Origin of the sequence: Nonomuraea zeae, from assembly GCF_005889725.1 — a bacterium.
GTDB classification, from domain to species: Bacteria; Actinomycetota; Actinomycetes; order Streptosporangiales; family Streptosporangiaceae; genus Nonomuraea; species Nonomuraea zeae.
The window spans coordinates 1-20109 of sequence record NZ_VCKX01000232.1; the positions used below are offsets into that span (position 1 = coordinate 1).

Annotated in this window: 20 protein-coding genes; 13 read left to right on the forward strand and 7 right to left on the reverse strand. The window is 71.1% G+C overall.

Annotated elements, in window-relative coordinates; all coding sequences use genetic code 11:
* From ETD85_RS45770 to ETD85_RS45815, 10 genes are all read left to right on the forward strand, one after another.
* Positions 1 to 848, forward strand: an 848-nt coding sequence (locus ETD85_RS45770) for a fibronectin type III domain-containing protein (protein ID WP_206059292.1), incomplete at its 5' end; no start/stop codon positions are given.
* 13 nt (positions 849 to 861) lie between these two features.
* Positions 862 to 1950: an AAA family ATPase gene (locus tag ETD85_RS45775; RefSeq protein WP_240779864.1), complete on the forward strand. Its 1089-nt coding sequence runs from the start codon at positions 862 to 864 to the stop codon at positions 1948 to 1950.
* Positions 1951 to 3069 (forward strand): DUF58 domain-containing protein, encoded by a 1119-nt coding sequence (locus ETD85_RS45780; RefSeq protein WP_138696124.1) that lies wholly within the window; start codon positions 1951 to 1953, stop codon positions 3067 to 3069.
* A 38-nt stretch (positions 3070 to 3107) separates the two neighbouring features.
* The gene (locus ETD85_RS45785) at positions 3108 to 5231 is read left to right on the forward strand and encodes a transglutaminase TgpA family protein (protein WP_138696125.1); all 2124 of its coding nucleotides are present in this window, start codon (positions 3108 to 3110) and stop codon (positions 5229 to 5231) included.
* 21 nt (positions 5232 to 5252) lie between these two features.
* Complete coding sequence (locus ETD85_RS45790) at positions 5253 to 6197, forward strand: winged helix DNA-binding domain-containing protein (protein ID WP_138696126.1); 945 nt, start codon at positions 5253 to 5255, stop codon at positions 6195 to 6197.
* A 39-nt stretch (positions 6198 to 6236) separates the two neighbouring features.
* Positions 6237 to 7499, forward strand: coding sequence for an MFS transporter (locus ETD85_RS45795; RefSeq protein ID WP_138696127.1), 1263 nt, complete (start codon positions 6237 to 6239; stop codon positions 7497 to 7499).
* Between the two features lie 92 nt (positions 7500 to 7591).
* Positions 7592 to 8110 (forward strand): RNA polymerase sigma factor, encoded by a 519-nt coding sequence (locus ETD85_RS45800; RefSeq protein WP_379507230.1) that lies wholly within the window; start codon positions 7592 to 7594, stop codon positions 8108 to 8110.
* A complete protein-coding gene (locus ETD85_RS45805; protein WP_138696128.1) occupies positions 8103 to 8882 on the forward strand; it encodes a hypothetical protein in 780 nt (259 codons plus the stop codon). Before ETD85_RS45800 ends, ETD85_RS45805 begins: the two co-directional genes overlap by 8 nt.
* Before the next feature lie 88 nt (positions 8883 to 8970).
* Complete coding sequence (locus ETD85_RS45810) at positions 8971 to 10527, forward strand: heparinase II/III domain-containing protein (RefSeq protein WP_138696129.1); 1557 nt, start codon at positions 8971 to 8973, stop codon at positions 10525 to 10527.
* Between the two features lie 64 nt (positions 10528 to 10591).
* Positions 10592 to 11356 carry a Clp protease N-terminal domain-containing protein gene (locus ETD85_RS45815; RefSeq protein WP_138696130.1) on the forward strand — a complete coding sequence of 255 codons (765 nt, stop codon included), beginning with the start codon at positions 10592 to 10594 and terminating at the stop codon, positions 11354 to 11356.
* A 128-nt stretch (positions 11357 to 11484) separates the two neighbouring features.
* On the opposite strand, the gene ETD85_RS45820 is transcribed toward ETD85_RS45815, so the two are convergent.
* Positions 11485 to 12213, reverse strand: a complete 729-nt coding sequence (locus tag ETD85_RS45820; protein ID WP_138696131.1) for a neutral zinc metallopeptidase — start codon at positions 12211 to 12213, stop codon at positions 11485 to 11487.
* 81 nt (positions 12214 to 12294) lie between these two features.
* Here ETD85_RS45820 and ETD85_RS45825 point away from each other — a divergent pair, with 81 nt between their 5' ends.
* Entirely contained in the window at positions 12295 to 12687 is a 393-nt protein-coding gene (locus ETD85_RS45825) for a hypothetical protein (protein ID WP_138696132.1), read from the forward strand.
* 206 nt (positions 12688 to 12893) lie between these two features.
* Here ETD85_RS45825 and ETD85_RS45835 read toward each other — a convergent pair whose 3' ends face one another.
* The 6 genes from ETD85_RS45835 to ETD85_RS45860 all read right to left on the reverse strand — a co-directional run bounded on the left by ETD85_RS45835 (position 12894) and on the right by ETD85_RS45860 (position 18395).
* Entirely contained in the window at positions 12894 to 13340 is a 447-nt protein-coding gene (locus tag ETD85_RS45835) for a hypothetical protein (RefSeq protein WP_138696133.1), read from the reverse strand.
* A 101-nt stretch (positions 13341 to 13441) separates the two neighbouring features.
* Positions 13442 to 15475, reverse strand: coding sequence for a DUF6571 family protein (locus ETD85_RS45840; RefSeq protein WP_138696134.1), 2034 nt, complete (start codon positions 15473 to 15475; stop codon positions 13442 to 13444).
* Between the two features lie 29 nt (positions 15476 to 15504).
* The gene (locus ETD85_RS45845; protein WP_138696135.1) at positions 15505 to 15753 is read right to left on the reverse strand and encodes a hypothetical protein; all 249 of its coding nucleotides are present in this window, start codon (positions 15751 to 15753) and stop codon (positions 15505 to 15507) included.
* A gap of 139 nt (positions 15754 to 15892) precedes the next feature.
* Entirely contained in the window at positions 15893 to 17011 is a 1119-nt protein-coding gene (gene corA / locus ETD85_RS45850; protein WP_138696136.1) for a magnesium/cobalt transporter CorA, read from the reverse strand.
* An 18-nt stretch (positions 17012 to 17029) separates the two neighbouring features.
* On the reverse strand, positions 17030 to 17503 hold the full coding sequence (locus ETD85_RS45855; protein ID WP_138696137.1) for a nuclear transport factor 2 family protein: 474 nt from the start codon (positions 17501 to 17503) through the stop codon (positions 17030 to 17032).
* A 7-nt stretch (positions 17504 to 17510) separates the two neighbouring features.
* On the reverse strand, positions 17511 to 18395 hold the full coding sequence (locus ETD85_RS45860; RefSeq protein ID WP_138696138.1) for an amidohydrolase family protein: 885 nt from the start codon (positions 18393 to 18395) through the stop codon (positions 17511 to 17513).
* A gap of 34 nt (positions 18396 to 18429) precedes the next feature.
* Between ETD85_RS45860 and ETD85_RS45865 the strand changes: the two genes are divergently transcribed.
* Together ETD85_RS45865 and ETD85_RS45870 are read left to right on the forward strand one after the other, a co-directional pair.
* On the forward strand, positions 18430 to 19128 hold the full coding sequence (locus tag ETD85_RS45865) for a M50 family metallopeptidase (protein ID WP_138696139.1): 699 nt from the start codon (positions 18430 to 18432) through the stop codon (positions 19126 to 19128).
* Positions 19129 to 19182: 54 nt separating this feature from the next.
* A partial coding sequence (locus ETD85_RS45870) for a serine/threonine-protein kinase (RefSeq protein ID WP_138696140.1) occupies positions 19183 to 20109 on the forward strand: 927 nt, incomplete at its 3' end.

The window sequence follows — 20109 nt, forward strand, 5'->3', positions numbered from 1 at the left end:
CCCCGACGCCCACCCCAACGCCCTCGGCGGGACCGCCTTCCGCGCCCGGCGCGGTGAGCGCCAGGTCGGGCCCCGGCAACGTGACGATCGGCTTCAGCCCGTCCACGGGCGGCAAGGTCGAGCGGTACACGCTGAAGACGGCCGGGGGCGGCCGCGCCGAGCCGGAGTCGGTGGATGCGAACGGGCCGTTCCAGTTCGAGTTCACCGGCGGGGACTGCGCGAGGGAGTACACCTTCGTGGTGGTCGCGCACTGGCAGGGCGGGCAGGTGGAGTCGGAGCCGAGCGCGGGCGCCAAGCCCTGCGTCGCGCCCGGCTCGCCGACCGGCTTCGCCGCCAAGGCCAAGAACCGGGGCGCCGAGCTGAGCTGGAGCGCTCCGGCGAACGGTGACGACGGCGTCACCTACCAGCTCACCGGGGCGGCGACCAACGACGCGATCAAGGGCACGTCGTTCACGGTGGACGGGCTGAAGAACAACCAGAAGCACGCGTTCAAGCTCAAGGCCAAGAACGCGGCGGGGGAGAGCCCGGACGTGGCCACGACCGAGGTGGACCTGGCCTATCCGCGGCAGCAGTACAAGAACGCCAGCAACGAGGACACCAACACGATCATCCGGCCGGGCCCGTCGACGAGCGGGGAGGCCGGGAAGATCCCGCAGAAGCAGTACATCACCCTGACGGTGATCTGCCAGGTCAAGGGCGCGTCCTACACCGACACCTCCACCGGCAGGTCCAGCGACATCTGGAACCGGATCGAGAGCCAGTACGGCAACGGCTACCTGAACGACACTCTGGTGGCGACTCCGGACGGCGGTTTCCCCGAGGGGCCGCTCTTCGAGTGCACCGACTGAGAAGGGGACTCAGTTGACCCAGTACAACTATCAGGACCAGTTCGAGCAGACCGCGCAGCCCTACCAGCAGCCGTTGACGCAGCAGCACCAGCCGGTGCAGCAGCCCATGCAGCCCGTGCAGTCCACGCAGCAGCCCGTGCAGCAGCAGTCCGCGCAGCTCGCCGGCCAGTTCGCGCAGCGCTTCCAGCTGCTCGCCACCAACATCGAGCGCATCATCCGTGGCAAGCACGAGGCCATCGAGCTGGCCCTGACCTGCCTGTTCGCCGAAGGGCACCTGCTCATCGAGGACGTGCCGGGCACCGGCAAGACCACGCTCGCCCGGTCCGTCGCGGCCAGTGTGGACGCCGAGTGGCGGCGCATCCAGTTCACCCCCGACCTGCTGCCCAGCGACATCACCGGGGTGTCGATCTTCAATCAGGCGCACCAGAAGTTCGAGTTCCACCACGGGCCGGTCTTCGCGAACATCGTGCTCGCCGACGAGATCAACCGGGCCTCGCCGAAGACGCAGGCCGCGTTGCTGGAGGTCATGGAGGAGCGGCGGGTGACGGTGGACGCCGAGCCGCACCCGGTGCCCAGGCCGTTCCTGGTGGTGGCCACGCAGAACCCCGTGGACATGGACGGCACCTACCCGCTGCCCGAGGCCCAGCTCGACCGGTTCCTGATGAAGATCTCCGTCGGCTACCCCGACCACGTCTCCGAGGTGGAGGTGCTCAAGGGCATGCCGACGGGGCCGCAGGTCGAGCGGCTGCCGGTGGTGGCGCGGGCGTCGGACGTGGCCGGGATGATCGACTTCGCCTCGCGCATCCACGTGGCCGACCAGGTCTACGACTACATCGTGGCGGTGTGCGGCGCCACGCGTACGAGCCCGCACCTGCGGCTCGGCGCGAGCCCCCGTGGCAGCCTGGCGCTGCTGCGGGCGGCCAGGGTCAAGGCCGCCGCCGCCGGGCGGCACTACGTGGTGCCCGAGGACGTGAAGGCGCTGGCCGTACCCGTGCTCGGGCATCGCCTGATCCGCACGCCCGAGGCCGAGCTGCGCGACGTCACCGCCGAGGCCGTGCTCGGCGAGATCCTCGCCGGGATGCCGGTGCCGCAGGCGGCGTAGATGCACATCCCGCCGACCACCGCGAGCAGGCCCGCCGCGGTGCTGACCCCGCTCGGGTGGGGCACGCTCGCCGGCTGCGCCGTCCTGTACGCCGCCGGGTTCGCGCTCGGCTACCCGGAGCCCGTCGTGCTCGCCACGGGCGGGCTGCTGGCCCTGGCCGCGGCGCTCGCGTGGAGCGCGCCCAGGCCCAAGCTGGCGGTTCACCGCGAGGTCACCCCGCTCAAGGTGCCGCGCGGCGAGGCCGCCGTGGCGGTGCTGAGCGTCACCAACCTCGGCCGCCATGGCCTGTCCGGACTGCGGGCCCAGGACCGGATCGGCGCGTCGGAGCACACGGTGGACCTGCCCAGACTGCCCAAGGGCGCGGTGCGCACGGTGTCGTACCCGCTGCCCACGGAGGTCCGCGGCGAGATCCCGGTCGGCCCGCTCAGGCTCGTGCGCGCCGACCCGTTCGGGCTCACGCGCCGCGTCAGGGAGTACGGCCTGCCCGCCACCCTCCTCGTCCGCCCGCGCACGGTCGCGCTCCCCGTCCCGCCGTCCGGCAAGGCCCACCATCTGGAAGGGCCCACCAGCGACAACGCCCCCAGCGGCACGGTCACCTTCCACACCCTGCGCGAGTACGTCGTCGGCGACGACCTCCGGCACGTCCACTGGCGCTCCAGCGCCCGCACCGGGACGCTGATGGTCCGCCAGCTCATCGACGCCAGCCTGCCCACCACGACGGTGGTGCTGGACACGCGGGGCCTGACGGAGCTGGCCGTGGACGCCGCCGCCTCGGTCGCGCTGGCCGCCGCCGGCGCCGGATTCCCCGTACGCCTGCTCACCGGCGACGGGCCGCTCCCGAGCACCAGGTCCGACGCGGAAACCGTGCTGGACTGGCTGGCCACGGTCCGGGAGGGGCGCAAACCCGTCACGGAGACGGTGCGCCTGGCACGGGGCGGCGGCTCCCTGGTGCTGATCACCGCGGACCCGGAGGAGGCGGGACGGGCCGCGGGGGTGCGCCGCCGGTTCGAGCGGGTCATCTGCGTATATGTCGGGACAGGGGCGGTCGGCGTCCCGGGCGTCAAGGTCATGCCGATCGCCTCGCTCGACGCGCTCCCGCTCGCATGGGGCGCCCGATGACTCACTCAAGCCGCCCGATGACTCGCTCAAGCCGCCCGATGACGGAAGAGCGGCGCCCGATGACCGGCGGGCGGCGTCCGATGGCCGGAGGGCCGCGTCCGGCGGCCGGCGGGCGGGGCCCGGCCGGGTGGCGGCGGCTTGCGGGGCTCGCGGTCGTTGCGGCCGTCGCGGGCGTGGCGGGCTGGGGCTTCCACCGGGTCTTCCCCGGCACCGGGCTGCTGCTCGCGATCGTGCCGGCCGCCGTCGCCCCCGCGCTCGTCGCGGCGCTCACCGCGCGCCGGCCCCTGTGGCTGGCGCTCGCGCTGGACGCCGTCCTCTGGTTCGCCGGGACCATCCCCCTCTACCAGGGCCTGGAGCCGGCCGTGTTCGCCGACGTGGCGAACGCGTGGCAGGCGCTGCTCACCACGCTCCTGCCCGCCCAGCCGGAGCCCCGGCTCCTGGTGCTGGTCCACACCCTCACCTGGGCCGCCGCGACGATCGGCGCGGAGACCCTGACCCGCACCAGGACGAAGATCGTCGCCGCCGTCCCCGCCCTCGCCGTCCATGGCGTCGCGCTCCTGCTCGGCGTGGACGGCGAAGGGTCGAACCTGCCGGTGGCGGCGGCCCTGTTCGTGCTCATCGCCGCCCTCGCCCTGCTGCGTGACGAGCGTTCCCCGCTCTGGCTCCTCGCGGGACTCCCGGCCGCCGCCGCGCTGGCCGCGCTCGCGCTGGTGCTGGGCCCGCTGCTGCCGGTCGCCGCGCAGCCGTACAACCCGCGTGAGCACGTCGAGCCGCCCGCGCCCAGGCGCGTCGACAGCGTCAGCCCGCTCGACCGCGTCTCGGCGTGGCTGCAGATCCCGGACCGGGACCTGTTCACCGTCCAGGCGGGCGAACCGCTCAACTGGCGGCTGGCGGTGCTCGACCGGTACGACGGCGTCCGCTGGACCTCGGGCGCCCGCTTCCAGCCCACGGGCGGCCGGGTGCCGGAGGGTGACTGGACCGGCAAGGTGGACGTCGTACGCCAGAAGGTGACGTTCAACGGCCTGCCGGGCACCTGGCTGCCCGCGGCCGAGCGTCCCGAGGAGGTCGCCGGGGTGCGCGGGCTCGCCGTCGATCCCGAGAGCGGGTCGTTGCTGGCCGGGACGAAGCCCGTCAAGGGCTTCAGCTACGAGGTGACCTCGCGGGTGGCCAGGCCGTCCAAGGAGGACCTGCTGGCAGCCACCCCCGTCACCGACCCGGAGCTGACCGCCTTCCCCGCGGTCCCTCAGGAGAAGCTGTTCCGCGAACTCGCGCAGGAGGCCACGAAGGGCGCCGACGCGCCGATCAAGCAGGCGTACCGGCTGCAGAGCTACCTGCGCACGAACGCCGCCTACGACGTCACCGCGCCCCCCGGCCACTCGCTCAAGGGCCTGGAGTTCTTCCTGCAGACGACGCACCGGGGGACGTCGGAGCAGTTCGCGAGCACGTTCGCGCTGATGGCCCGCACGCTCGGGCTGCCCTCGCGGGTGGTCGTGGGGTTCCGGCCGGGACAGGTCTCCGGCGGCGTCTATCACGTCAAGTCCGGGCACGTGATGGCGTGGGCGGAGATCAAGTTCGACAAGCTGGGGTGGCGGCCGTTCTACCCGACGCCGGGGCGCAGCGGCGCCAAGGACGACCACGAGGTGGCGTCATCGGCGATCGAGGAGAGCGAGGAGCTGGAGGGCGAGTTCACCCAGGGCGGCAGCGACCGCCCCAAGACGTCGCAGCCGCAGGCCACGGGCAACGGGGAGGAGCCGGGGGACGGCCTGTCGCCGTGGGTGGTCGCGGCGGTGGCGGGCGGCGTGCTGCTGGTGGCGTACGCGGGGGTGGTGGCCGCGCTGCCGTGGTGGCGCCGGCGCGGCCGGCGCCGGGACCGGCGGCCTGAGCAGCGGGTGCTCGGCGCGTGGCGGCAGACGTGCGACGACCTGGGGCTCAGGGGCCAGGACGCGCTGACCGCCGATGACATCGTGACCCGCCATTCGGGCGAAATATCGGCAAATCTTCGGCCGTTGGCCGAAATTTCAAACTTCGTCCGGTACGCCCCCGACGCCGTCACCGACGACGCCGCCACCATGGCCTGGCAGCGCAGCGACGCCATCCGCCGGGCCGTACGCACCACCACGCCCTTCACCGCCCGCCTGCGCAGGCGCCTGCTCCTCCGCTGACACCGTTGGGATGATGCCCGTATGAGAAGTGTCGAGGCGCAGCTCCTGCACCGCCCGCCGGGCCTGACGGCGGGCGAGATCGTCCGGCGCCTCGGGGCGATGCAGGCACAGGACGTCCCGGCCGCCCTGCTCGCCTTCCGCGCCCGCTCGGCCACCCTGTCCAGGGCCGACGTGGAAGCCGCCTGGCAGGCCCGCGAGATCGTCAGGATGTGGGGCCCGCGCGGCACGCTGCACTTCGTCCACGCCGACGACCTCCCCTGGATCCACGCCCTGACCGGGCAGAGCGTCAACCCGCTGCGCCGCCTGGCCGAGGAGGGCGTCACCGGCGACGACCTGCTCGCGCTCATCGGCAAGGCGCTCGAAGGACAGGGCCCGCTCACCAAGGCCGACCTGGCCGAACGCCTGGCCGGCCGGGCGAGCGGCCAGGGCATCGTGCACCTGGTGGCGCTGGCCGCCCAGCAGGGTCTGGCCGTGCTGGGGCCGATGCGCGCGGGCAAGCCGACGTACGTGCACGCCGCCGACTGGCTGGGCGCCCCGATCGCGCCCGAGCCCGACCGGGAGCGCGCGCTGAAGGAGCTGGCCGTCCGTTACCGCCGCGCCCACCACCCGGCCGATCCGGAGGACCTGGCCGCCTGGTCGGGCCTGTCGCTCGGCGCGGCCCGCACGGCCTGGGGCCTGGCCGCCGGCCACCCGCCGCCGGCGGCGGTGAAGCCGTTCGCCCGCCTGGCGCCGGCCTTCGACGAGTACCTGATGGGCTGGCGGAGCCGGGATCGGATCCTGGCGGCCGCGCACGCGAAGGACGTGTTCCCCGGGGGCGGCATCCTGCGCCCTGTCGTGCTCGTGGACGGCGTCATCGAAGGCGTGTGGGGGCGCAAGGGCGCGCAGGTGAGCGTGCGGCCGTTCGGCGAGCTGCCCGGCGGCCTGCTCGACGACGAGATCGCCGACGTGCGCCGATTCCTCGCCTGAGCCTCCGGAGCGGCGGCCGGCTCTGTAGCGTGTACGCGCATGAGCGATCACGCAGAGTCACGAGGTCGTCGCTGGGTCGTGCTCCTGCTCTGCTGGGCCTCCTTCACGATGACCTCCGCCGACCGCTCGGCGTGGGGGCCGGCGTCCGCCGAGGCCGGCGCGGCGCTGGGGGTGTCGCTGGCGGGCCTGGGCGCCTTCGCGACCGCGTACTACGCCGGCTACGTGGTCGCCAGCGCCTTCGGCGGCGTGCTGGCCGACCGGCTGGGCGGGCGGGCCGTGTTGTCGGGGTCGCTGTTCGTGGCGGGCGCGTTCATGGTGCTGTTCGGGTCGAGCCCGTCGGCCGGGGCGGGCCTCGCGCTCCAGGCGCTCATCGGCCTGTTCGCGGGGGCGGACTACGCGGCGGGCGTCAAGCTGGTCACAGCCTGGTTCGGCGAGCGGCGGCGGGGCACGGTGGTGGGCGTCTTCCTGACGGCCACCTCGATCGGCACGGTGCTGGCCAACGCCGTCGTGCCCAGGATGATCGAGTGGTACGACTGGCGGGCCTCGTACCACCTGTTCGGCGGCGTGTCGATGGCGCTGGCCGTGCTGTGCCTGCTCCTGGTCCGCGACGGCGCGAGCGAGGGGCGGGCGGCGTGGCCCGACCCGCGCCCGCTGCTGGCCGACCGTGACCTGCTGCTGCTCGGCCTGGCCGGGTTCGGCGGCCTGTGGGGCACGTACGGCTTCGTCACCTGGTCCAACACCCTCATGGTCAAAGGCGGCGGCGTCGACCCGGTCACGGCGGGCGGGGTGGTCGTGCTGTTCGGGATCGTCGCGGTGGCGGGCAAGCCGCTCGTCGGCCTGGTGACCGACCTCCTGGGCCGGGGGCGCAAGGTGCCCGCCTCCGTGGTGCTGCTCTATTTCGCGCTCGCGCTGCTGGTGTTCGGCACGATGGACTCGGCGGCCGGGTTCCTGGTCGTGGCGCCGCTCCTGGGGCTGGGGGCGTACCTGTACAGCCCGCTCATGGTGGCGATGGTCCCCGGGCTGTCCGGCGAGCGGCTGACCGGGTCCGCGGCGGGGGCGACGAACGCGCTGTGGCAGCTCGGCAGCGTCACCGTGCCGCTGGTGATCGGCGCGGTCTTCCAAGCCACCGGCTCCTTCCCGGCCGCCTTCGCGGCGCTGGCGGCCGGCCCGCTGGTGGGGGCCGTGCTGATGGCGTTCGTACGAGAAGGAGGGCGAGAAGGAGGGCGAGAAGGAGGGCGAGCAGGACACCGGGAAGAACGGCGCGAAGAACCGAGCGTGAAAGCAAACCGGGGCATCGGGTGATAAGAGATGACCACTGATGCGGCGGAAGGTTGCACATGCCGGGGGAAAGCATGGCGTCACGGGTGCCCTGGGGCGCCCGCGCGCCGGGGGTGATGGACGACGCGGAGGGATTCGCCGCGGTGTTCGACGCGCATTTCGCGGAGATCCACGCCTACGTCGCGCACCGTCTGGGCCCGGACCACGCCGAGGACATCGTCGCCGAGACGTTCCTGACCGCGTTCCGCAAGCGCGGGCACTACGACCCGGCCCGCGCGGGCGTGCGCGCCTGGCTCTACGGCATCGCCACGAACCTCATCGGCAAGCACCGCCGGCTCGAAGCGCGCACGCTGCGCGCGCTCGGCCGCTGGGGCCCCGAGGGCGACGCCCCTGGGCACGAGGACACGGTGGCTCTGCGCGTCAGCGCGCAGAGCCTGCGCCCCGAGCTGGCCGCCGCCCTGGCCGAGCTGGATCGGCGCGACCGTGACGTGCTGCTGCTGGTCGCGCTGGCCGGGCTGAGCCACGACGAGATCGCCACCGCGCTCGGCATCCCGTACGGCACGGTCGGGTCCAGGTTGAGCCGGGCCAGGAAGAAGCTGCGCGCGCTGCTCGGTGAGGTGGTCGTCCATGGATGAGATGGAACGCGTACGCGAGCTGTTCGGCCCGTCGCGGCCCGACCCGCGCGCCCGGGCCAGGGTGTGGCGGCGGATGGCGGCCAGGCGCCGGCGCAGGCGGCTGTCGTGGCTGGCGGTCCCCGTGATGGCGGCGGCGCTCGCCGTGGCCTTCGTCGCGTACCAGCCCCCGGCCTCGCCTCCGCAGCAGGTCTCGGCCCGGTCGCTGCTGCTGTCGGCGGCCACCACCGCGGCCGCCGGCCCCGCCGCGGAAGGGACCTACTGGCATGTCAAGAAGCTCAGGGACGGCGCCAGGACGATCGAGCTCTGGGCCACCAGGGACGGCCGCGCCTGGACGGCGGAGGACGGCCGGGTGACCCGGGTCAAGGGCCGCTCGCCGTTCAGCATGGCCGGGCGGGACCTGACGTTCGAGCAGATCGAGGGCCTGCCCACGGAGCCGGCGGCGCTGCGGGCGCGGGTGGCCGCGATGCTGCCGCAGGACTCCCCGGGGCTGCTCGCCGACGCGCTCAGCGGCCTGCTGTGGAACAAGCCGTCCCCGCCCGCGGTCCGCGCCGCCGCCTTCCGCGCGCTCGCCGACCTCCCCGAGGTGCGCTACCTGGGGGAGAGCCTGCCCGGGGAGGCGTTCTCGTACGTGCTGCCCGACGGCTCCCAGCGGACGATCATCATCGACCCGGCGACCTCCCAGGTGCTGTCCAGCACCGACGGCAGGCCGTCCGAACGGACGGAACGCGTGCTGGCGGCGGGCTGGACGGACAAGGGGCCTGACCTGCGCTGACCGACCGGCCCCGGCCGACCGGGACCGCCGACCCCGACCATGACCGCCGGCGCGTGGGTTCCGCGCGCCCGAGAACAGGAGCCCGTACGTGTTCTGGCGTGCCCGCACGACCTCCGGCAGCGCCATCTGCCTGAGCGACCAGCTCTCCGGATTCAAGGTGGAGGAGCTGATCCGCGGGCGGGTGACGTTCGTCGGCCTGCCCGCCGTCGATCTCGGAACGGACGTCGACTGGACCGCGAACCCGCATGCCAACCGCTCCTGGGCGCTGAACCTGCACTCGCTGCGCTGGCTGGGCCGCCTGGCCGCCGAGTACGAGCGCACGGGCGAGCAGGTCTACCTCGACCGTGCCGCCGGCCTGGCCGACCACTGGATCCGCGAGAACCCGCGCGGCGGCCGCGGCGTCAGCCCGTGGGCCTGGGCCGAGCACGCCGTCGCCCTGCGCGCCCCCGCGCTCGTCTGCCTCAGCGAGCACGTGCGCACCCGGCGGCTGTGGGACAGCCTGGCGGAGCACGGCGAGGTCCTGGCCGACCCCGCGCTCTACCGCGAGGGCCACAACCACGGCCTGGACCAGGACATCGCGCTGCTGGTCGTGGGCTGCCGGCTGGGCCGGGCGCGGTGGCGCGACCTGGCCGTCCGCCGGATGACCAGGTCGGCCGAGCTCGCCATCGACGCGCAGGGCGTGCTGCACGAGCAGGCCCCCCGCTACGGCCTGTACGTGCACCGCAGGCTCGGCGTGGCCCTGCGCGCGATCGAAGAGAGCGGCGCCGAGCCGCCCGCGCGGCTGCTCGCCAGGCGGAGCGCGCTGGAGTCGTACATCGCGCACGCCACCCAGCCCGACGGCTTCCTCGCGCCGCTCGGCGACGGGCACGCCGACGCCCGCGGGAGCGGCTCCGCCGGCCAGGAGCCGGAGGTGCGGGTGTTCGACGGCGGCTACGTGTTCGGCCGGACCGCGTGGAACGATCCGCGCTCGGCCTACTACTCGATCAGGTTCGGCCCCGGGCGGGCGCTGCACGGCCACGAGGACCATCTCGGCGTCACCTACAGCGCGCAGGGCCGCCGGATCCTGGTGGAGGCCGGGTTCCACTCCTACGAGCGGACCGGTTACGTGGCCTGGACCCGCTCGCCGGAGGCCCACAACGTCCCCGTCGTGACGGGGGAGTTCCGGCCCGGCACGGCCACGCGCCTGGCCGCTCACTCCGTCGAGGCGTCACGTCAGGAGTTCGAGCTGGCCGACGAGGCCTACGGGGTGACCAGGACCCGGCGCGTCCTGGTCAACCACGGGGCCGACCTGCTGGCGGTGCACGACCGCGTGCCGTCGGGGACGCTGCGCAGCCTGTGGCACTTCGACCCGGCGCTCAAGGTGGTCTCCCGGCGCGAGGGCGTGGTGGTGCTGGGGGACGGGGAGTGGCGGGTGACGCTGCTGCAGCTCCCGGGGGCGGGGCAGGCGGTGCGGCCGGGCCTGATCGCGCCCGGGATCCTGCGTACCGCGGAGGTCGTGACCGTGCTGTCCCCCGAGGCGACCGGCGTGCTGACCGTGATCGTGCCCGGCTGCGCCGACCCCGAGGTGTCGCTCTCGGGAGGCCACATGACCGTCCGGACGCCCGGCGGCCCCGTCACCTTCCGGACCCCGTACAGCCGGGCATAGCCCGCCCGGCCGCGCTCTGGATGGGGTTATATACATAGACCCCCATTGGGGTTACAGTTACGCCATGCCTAAGATCAACGTCTACCTCCCGGACGAACTGGCGGAGGCGGTCAAGCAGGCGGGCGTGCCGGTGTCGGCGGTCTGCCAGCGGGCCCTGGAGCAGGCGGTCCGCCGGGTGACCGCCATCAGGGAGACGGTCATCACCGATCTCGACATGGACCAGCCGACGGGCGCGCTGACGTACCTGACGGCCAGGGCGCGCACGGTGCTCAAGCTCGCCGCCGACCAGGCGAAGGCCGGGGGAGCCGCGACCGTCGGCACCGAGCACCTGCTCGCGGGCATGCTGAGCGAGGGCGCCAACCTCGCGCTGCACGTGCTGCGGGCCATGGACATCGACCCCGCGCAGGTAGGACGCGACCTGGCCGCCCACCTCGCCCCCGGGGCAGCGGCAGCCGAGGCGGAGCCGCGCACGTTCAGCGGGCCCGCCGCCAACGCCCTGGAGTTCGCTGTCACGGAGGCCACCTCGCTCGGCCACAACTACGTCGGCTGCGAGCACCTCCTGCTCGGCCTGGTCGCCGAGCCGGACGGGCGGGCCGGACAGGTCCTGCGCGGGCTGGGCGCCGAGCCCCGGCTCACCCGCCGCGCCGTGGTGGCGGCCCTGGCCGGGTACGTCCACCTCCGCGCCCAGACCCAGCAGCCCGGCCCGGCTGCCGCGGGTGGCCAGCCGGCCGCCCAGCTGGCCGCGCTGGCCGCGGCGATCCGGCAGGAGCTGCAGCCGTTCGTCCAGCGCCTCGAACGCCTGGAAGAGCGCCTCGGCCAGGACGGCTGAAGGCCGGCAGGTCCCACGTGAAGACCGTCGACCGGCGGCGCGCGCTCACGGCGCTCCGCATCGCCATCGTCGCCCTGATCCTGGTCGGCCTGGTGATCGGAGCGCTGTGGTGACCCGCGCCGCAGACGTCAGGCGACCTTGGACGAGCTCGCGGTCCAGGTGTTGCACGAGCCGGGCCGGCCCGACCCGTACCCCTTGCCGATCCAGGACAGGCGGTTGGCGGGCTTGCCGTGGAACCGGTTCGGCCAGAAGTCCGGAATCTTGATCACGGGCTTCCAGTCCTTGACCACCCGCCCGAGGCTCTTCGCCGACACCCCTGCGAAGCAGTCGAGCTGCAGGTAGTAGCGGCGGTTCTGCTCGTTCATGGCCGACTCGGACGCGTCGTTCTCCAGCGCCCACCAGGCCTGCCCGATTCCGCTCTGCCCGGTCACGACCCCGCTCCACGTGCCGTTGATGGACGTGAACACCTTGAGATCGCTCTTGGCCTTGATCCAGTCGTCGGCCAGCCGCACGCTGATGGTCGTGGCGCAGATCTCGGAGAAGGACTGGGAGACGTCCATGCCCGTGGAGCAGGACTGCTTGTCGTCGGCCTCCTTGAACACCACCTTCACCGGCTTGAAGCCCTTGATGGCGGGCTTCCACGCCGAGTTCAGGCAGCCGACGAGCTTGGTGATGTATTTCCTGGTCGAGGCCTTGTTCGTGCCCTTGTCCAGCTTGCAGGAGACCTTGGGAAGCTTGGCCGCCTTGTAGAGCGCGTTGTTGGTCAGCTCGGGCGCGCCCTTGACCGGCTCGGCGTGCGCGGCACCGGCGAAGAGCGCCAGGCCGGCGGCGGTCCCGGCTAATATGCGAATGATCATAAAGCCAGATCGTAGAGCCAGTCTCGCCTTCCACAGTCCTCGCAAAGCCCGCTCACGGCAGGGAACGGCGGCACGAGGAGCATGAGGGCGGCGATCCACAGCAGCGTCGTGGTGCCGATCGCGACGGTGCTGGGTCGGGTCCGGGCCTGCCCGATGGGCATCATGCCGAAGGCTCAGCCACGCGGGGGAGCTGACCCGTCCGATGAGATGGTGGACGACGGCTCTGCCCACGAGGGGCAGGAGAATCTGGGCCGGGACCAGGACGAACATCAACTCGACGGCCGGGCCCGAACCGCCGCGGACCCGGTGACGATCTCGGCGATCACCGACTCCCCTCGCGGGCAGGGCTTCCTGAGACTCCTTCTCCTGCAGGAAGACGATCGCGGTCAGGATGAAGACGGCCGTCGTGAGGCCCAAGGCGGCACGCGGTCCAACGACCGCGATCAGGGCCACGCACACAGCAGGCCGCCATGACGACATGCCGCCGGGGCAGGCAATCGCCGCGATTGGATCCGGAACGAACTGGCGGTCAAGCCGCTGGACCGGACAATGCTCACCGCGTTCGCCGAACTCGTGCGGGCAGCAGCAGCCGGACCTGTCGATAGCGATGGCTTCGCAATCCAGCCGACGGGGCTCGCCCGAGACGCACGGCGACCTTTATCGGCTCGGCTTGACGAGGCTCATTTAGGTTTGTCCAGGAGAACGGGCTTGAGCTGGCGGAAGAACTCGGTCGCATCTGCCAGCGAGTCGCGACCGGGCGCGCCCCGATAGATGTCGATGGTAAGGAGGCGCTGATAATCGGGCGTCCATCCGTAGACACTGGCGATGGTCTGGCCCTCGGAGCTCTTCCGCCGCATAGTGAAGCCGGGCCCCAATCGGGCGGGCAGGTCAGTCCCACCGGTGAACACCTTGGTGTTCTCCAGATCTTCTGGGTCGTTGGGAGACGGGTCGAAGACTTCGATCACGAGGCCCAACTTCCCCGCGGCGCTCAAATCTTCGGCCACCGAGCACGATGCGAAGAGACCTCTTTTCATTTTAGTACCGACGGCCGTGTAATCCTTGAAGCCAGTCGCGATCTTGATGGCGCTGGCCGAGATCAGCTCGCATTCCTGTGGGGCGGCGGTCACGTTACCCAGCGGGTGGGTGTCGGGCGGCGGAGGTGGAGGAGATGAGCAGGCCGTGGTCAAGGTGAAGATCGTGAAGGTCCCGATTGCCCATGATTTTATTCTCATGAGCCATGCCTCGAATAAGTGGCCTCGGATTTCTTGAAGCCGACCGTGATGGATTCGTCCGGCTTGCTGAAGACGCGGCCGATGCCGTTCACGCTCAGCCACTCCTCGTAATCCTCCCGCTGGTCGGCGTTCATCTCGGCCCAGGGAATGAGTTTCCCGTCCGCCAGGAAATGACCCGCCGAATCAGGGCGGAAGTCCTCGTGGTAGTACGGGTGTGTCTCCGCGGGCACGGACGCGTCCCCGAAAAGGCCGTGCCGCATCATCGCGGCCACGGTGAGATCGGTGAACATGTGCTTGGCGGCTCCGATCGCGGTGTCCGCGTTTGCGCGCGCCTGCCCTTCGTAACTGGACTTGATCTCTCCGAAGATCTTCCCCTTGGCCGACTCGACCAGAAGCCCGACGAACTTCCCTTGCGGCCCTGGCGCCAGCCCGACCGCCTTCTCGGCGATTTCCTTGAACGCGGCGAAACGGGCATCGTCCTTCTTCGCCTCGTCGATAGCGGCGATGTTGGCGGCATCGGCGATCACCCACGTCGTCATGCTGAGATTTCGCGCCGCCTGGGTGAACTCGCCGCCTCCGCCGCCGCTCATCCGGGCTTCGAGTATGTCCTGCCGCATGGCATCGGCCTGCTGTGCGGTGGCTTCCGGGTGCGAACGTCGCCATGTCGCGAAGTCGGCCGCCACCTCCGCTGCGATCTTGCTCGCCAGCTCGTCCAGAATCTGGGTGGAGTACTGCCCGTGCGCCACGGCCACGGTCCTGAACGCGTCGTCGTCCTCGAACGCCCACGTCATGACCTGCCTGAGGTCCTTCGAGGTGAACTTGGCGCCGTAGGGCTCCGCGCCGATCAGGTTCTTGTCGGTGTCCGGACCCGTCACGACGCCCGGCCGCTTCGCCGTGAAGGCGTGCGTGTCACGGTGCACGTCGCTCGTGTACTGGGCCAGGACCGCACCTAGGTTGCCGCGCGTGTGCGGAAGGTTCTCCTGGACCTTGGCGTCGGTCCAGAAGCGGACCGCCCACGAGGCGATGAGGGCGGACTTGTAGCCGCGGGAGCCCTCCGGCGGCAGATCGTGATCCCGGAACTCCGTGGCAGCCGCCTCGATGGCCCAGCCGAGGTCCGCGTCGGCCGCGTCGTCCCAGTGATGCCGCCGCATCAGGTAGTCCAGGGGCTTGCGTCGCGGGTCGGTGAAGAAGTCCTGGGCGACGGCGGGATGGTGAGCCAGCGCGACCAGCACCGTGCCCATCGGACTGAGGTCGCCCGGGGAGACGTCCTTGGGGCCGGGCATCGTCCATGGGTCTCGTCGGCGGGCCGGGTCAGGGGGATGAGCCAGGTCTGCGTCATGGAGCTTCCCGGCCAGCGTCAGCAGGAAGGTGTGGTCGAACTCGCCGTCCTGGAGGAGCTTCTTCACGGCGAACGCGTTCTGCGGGTCCTCGATGTCCTCGATCAATCGATCGGCGTAGTCGCCGGCCAGGTTCAGCCGGCCCACTCCGCGGGAGGCCGTGCCCAGGAGGGTGCTGAGCATCGTGGCCAGCCGCTCCTGGAGCGCGACGTCGTACTGGAACGGGCGCTCCGACGGTGGCAGACCGGATCCGTACATCCTGGCGATCAGGGATTTGAGCTCGTGCGGCGGGATCTCCGCGGCGAAGGCCACGGCGAAGAACGGGTCCTTCTTGTGCCGCTCGATCTCGGCCACCGTCTCGGCGTTGAGCCAATGGCTCGCGATCTCGTCCCGAAGCCGCGTGGCCAGCTCCCTGGCGGCCGCCGCGCCTTCGGCGGGTGACTTCGACAGCCAGCCGGATTCGCTGGCCCAGAGGATGCCGCCCGTCCCCGATGTGCGGTCCGGTTCGGCGAGGATCAGGTCGAGGCGGCCCTGGAGCCCGGGGATCCGCTCGCTCATCTGGCGGCTGATGGTCTGGAGCGGCGCCGGGCCCCACAGGGGGATGTTCAGCGCGGTCAGGACTCGTTCGACCTGAAGTCCGACGTCCGGGATGGTGGCGCTGACCCGCTTCATGCCGTTGATGAGCTCTGTCATCAGTGCGGGGTTGATGCCGACCTGAGGGCTCACCGGGCCGATATCCCTTTTGCCGGGTCGGTCGGCTGGAGGGAGTCCAGCAGCGACAGCGCCCGGATGAACAGGTCCTTGAATCCCTTGTCCCATGCGCGGAGATCGACGATGAGCCGGTCACCGGCCTGGCTCTTGAGCGCGCCCGCGTTGACCAGGCGAATGAGCGCCGTCACGTCGTTCGCATGCTGCTCGCGAAGGTGCTCGATGTGCCGCCTGGCGGTGTCGATCTGTTCCTGCCTCGCCATCACCGTCTGAGCTCGCCGATCTAGGGGGACGCTGGGGCCGATGGCATGTTAACCGCGTGCTGGAGGGCCCTGCGAGGGAATGCTGCGAACTCAGCGAAACGACTATGGAACAGAGTGTAACCAGCAAGGATAATTCGGTTCAGAGCCAGTCGCGTCGCTTGAAGACCGTGTAGAGCACCAGGCAGACGGCGCCCATCAGCACGATGGCGAACGGATAGCCGAACGCCCAGTGCGTCTCCGGCATGAAGTCGAAGTTCATCCCGTAAATGGTCCCGACCAGGGTCGGCGCGAAGAGGATGGCGGCCCAGGCGGAGATCTTCTTGACCTCCTCGCCCTGCTTGATGCTCGCCTCCGTCATCCGCGCCATCTCCGCGTTCTGTGCCTGAGTGACGAGCGTCGAGTTGACGAGCAGGATGTTCTGCAGCATCTGGCGGAAGGACGAGATCCGCTCGGTCACCGTGATCGCGTGGTCGGCCACGTCGCGTAGGTAGCTCTGCAACTCGTCGTTCACCCCGTACTTGGCCGCCCCCGCGATGAACCCGTGGATCATCCCGACGAGCGGCGCCGTGGCCCGCTGGAACTCGATCACCTCGCCGGACAGGTCGTAGACGCGCCGCGACACGGAGGGGTCGCCGCTGAAGACCTCGGCCTCGATCTCCTCGATGTCCTTCTGCAGCCCGGCCACCACCGGCGCGTAGCCGTCCACCACGGCGTCGAGGATGGCGTACAGGACGGCCTGCGGGCCCTGCCGCAGCAGGTCGGGGTCGGACTCCATGCGCTTGCGCACCCCCTGCAGGTCGGGCGCCTCCGCGTGGCGTACGGTGATCACGAAGTTGGGTCCGACGAAGACGTGCACCTCGCCGAAGGCGACCTCCTCCACCTCGTCCAGGTAGCGGGCGGCCCGCAGCACCACGAACAGCGTGTCGCCGTAGCGGTCGGCCTTCGGCCGCTGCGAGCCGACGATGGCGTCCTCCAGCGCCAGCTCGTGCAGGTGGAACTCCTCGGCGAGCTTGACCAGCTCCCACTCCTTCGGCCGGTAGAGGCCGATCCAGGCGAGGCTGTCCGGCATCTGTTTGAGGCGTTCGAAGGCGTCGGCGAGCGAGCCGGGATTGTCGACGCGCTCGCCGTTCCGGTAGATGGCGTTGTCGATGACGGTCGGCTGGTAGGGAGGCTCCTCCAGGGCACGCGGGTCCATCGAGTGCTCGGGCGCCTCCTGGCGTACGTCACCGCTGCGCCTGAACCCCTTGACCCTGGCCATGCCTCACCTCCGGATGTCCTACGACGGCTCGAGCGCGTCGAGTTGTTGCGCGGCGCGGTCTCTGATGGTCTTGCGCCACATCGGCGTCCACCCGAACAGCAGCCCGTGCGGCCGGCCGAGCGCCATCTTCGACCAGCGCTTGAAGTCGAACTCGTCATGGTGGCGAACGATCAGGTCGTCCTCGAACCTGAACAGCGCGTCGATCTCGTTGACGACCTCCCGGCCCGTGCTGGAGAAGGTGTAGCGGGCGGTCCAGTGCGCGGAGCCGCTGAAGTCGTCGGCCGTCACGTCGCGGTAGCTGGACTTCAGCCCGTTGTGGACCCCGAGCTGGAGTTGCCACATCCGCATCACCCGGTCGCGCCCCTCGACCTCCTGGAAGACGGGGTCGCCGAAGCTGACCTCGGGGTGGTAGCAGCGCTCCATGGCCGCGAGGTCCGCGTGCCCCAGAGCGTCGTAGAAAGCGCTGATGAGCGCCACGTGCCGATCGTTCACCCTTCTATCAGATCATGGCCGCACCGTTGTGCCAGCACACGGCCCGCAACCACGCATCGCCGAGATCAAGGCGGTCCAGCGAGGCGAGCTGGTGGGCGTAGGGGTAGGGGATGGTCGGGAAATCACTGCCGAGCACCACCTTCCCCGACAAACCCAGATCAAGCAGGGCAGGCCGGAGCCGATCCGGGAACGGCATGCCCCGCTCGGCGAAGCCGGTGAACGCCATTGTGGTGTCCAGCGCGACCCGCTCGTAACGCGCGGCCAGCTCGAAGAACGGGTCGTACTCCGGCATCCCGAGATGCGCGATCACCACCCGCAGCCGCGGATGCGCCTTCAGCACGTGGCCGATCGGCTCGGCCCCGACGTAACCGCCGGGCACCGGCACCGAGCTGGCGTGCACCACGACCGGCACCCCGGACTCCGCGAGCGACCCCCAGACCTCGTCCAGCTCCTCCGCCCGCGGATCGAACCCCCCGACCTGCAGATGCACCTTGAAGATCCGGGATCCGTCCTCCAGCGCCCGCAGCACGTAGCCCACGACCCCAGGCTCGGGGTAGAAGGTCGCCGACGGGAGACATCCAGGTGTACGGCGGGCGAAGTCCAGCGTCCAAGCGTTGAGGTCGACCGCCATCTCCGGCTTGTGCGCGTATGCGAGGGCAGGAAACGTCCGTACGCCCAGCGTCCGCAACCGCGCGACCCGCTCCTCCACCGGCCACTCGTACTCGATCTTCCACCCGTCGCCCATCAACGGCCCGCCGTGGCGGAAATGGTGCCAGACCCGCCGCTCCATCCGCTCGGGCAGGAAGTGGACGTGCAGGTCGATGAGGCCGGGCAGCCCCAGCCCGCGCCACCAGTCCGGTACCCGCGCATCAGAATCCTGTTCTGTAACCACGGAGGAGACTGTACGCGGCTAGGGTTTCTCCTCGATGGACAAGTTCTGGGCCCACCTGATCAAGGTTCAGCCTGACCCCGACCCCTGGGTCGTGCTGGTCTCCGCGCTGGCCGCACTCGTGATCGTCGGTTTCCGCATGCCCTGGCAGGTGTCCAGAGGCCTGATCACGATCGCCCACGAGGGCGGTCACGCGCTCATGGCGCTGCTCACCCGCCGCAAGCTCGAAGGCATCCGCCTGCACTCCGACACCTCCGGCGTGACGTTGACCAGGGGCCGGCCCAACGGGCCCGGCATGGTGCTGACCGCGCTCGCGGGCTACCTCGCGCCGCCGCTGCTCGGGCTGGCCGCCGCGTGGCTGACCGAGCAGGGGCGCATCACGCTGCTGATCTGGGGGGTGCTGCTGTTCCTGGTCTGCATGCTGCTGCTGATCCGCAACCTGTACGGCGCGCTGATCCTGCTCGCGACCGGCGGCGCGGTGTTCGCCCTGATCATGTACGCGCCCGCCGAGGTGCAGCAGGTCGTCGCGCTGGTGGCGGTGTGGTTCCTGCTCTTCGGCGGGATCCGGCCGATCATCGAGTTACAGCGCAAGCGGAGCAGGCGGCAGGCGAGAGACTCCGACGCGGACCAGCTGGCCCGGCTGACGTTCCTCCCCGGCGGCTTCTACGTGTTCTTCTTCCTGCTGGTGTCCGTCGTTTCGGTGGCCTTCGGGGCCTACCTCATGAATCCCCTCTGATATCGAAATTTCGCACTAAACTCGCCAGCACGCGCTGCAACAGGGGGGAGTGCTGTGCTGCCAGTCGAGGACGCGCCGGGCTACCGGGTACTCGATCAGGCGGGCCAGGGCGGGTTCGCCGTCGTGTATCGCGCCTACCAGGAGCGCCTCGACCGGGTCGTGGCCCTGAAGGTGCTGTCCGTGGACCGGGTCGACCAGCGCACGATGCGCAGGTTCCAGCGGGAGTTGCAGCTCACCGGCCGGCTCACCGGCCACCCGAACGTCGTGACCGTCTTCGACACCGGCGTGACGCGCTCCGGCAAGCCGTACATCGCGATGGACTTCTTCGAGAACGGCTCCCTGCGCGACAGGATCCGCAAGGAGGGACCGCTGCCGGTGCCCGACGTGCTGCGGGCGGGCGTGAAGCTGGCCGGCGCGCTGGCCGCCGTACACGAGGCCGGGGTCCTGCACGGCGACATCAAGCCCCAGAACATCCTCATCTCCCGGTACGGCGAGCTCGCGGTCGCCGACTTCGGCGTGGCCAGGGTCGTCGACTCCGCGGAGATCTCGGCCACCTCGCAGGCGTTCACCCCGCTGCACGCCGCGCCCGAGGTGCTCACGGGCCGGCCGCACTCCGCCTCCAGCGACATCTACTCGCTCGGCTCGACCCTCTACCACCTCCTGGCCGGTCAGCCCGCCTTCCACAACCCGTCCGACCCGTCGATCGCGCCGCTGATGTACCGGGTGCTGAGCCTCGACCCGCCGCCGATCAACCGTACGGACGTGCCCAGGGCGGTGTTCGAGACGATCCTGCGGGCGATGTCCAAGCAGCCGGAGGTCCGGTACGCCTCCGCCAGGGAGTTCGCGCGGCACCTGCAGGCGGTGCAGGCCGAGCTGGGCCTGTCGGTGACGGACCTGGTGGGCGAGGACCCCGGTCCGGGACCGGCCATGTCCACGGTGCCCCGCCCCCGCCACGACGCGCCGGAGCCGGACGTCCCGCAC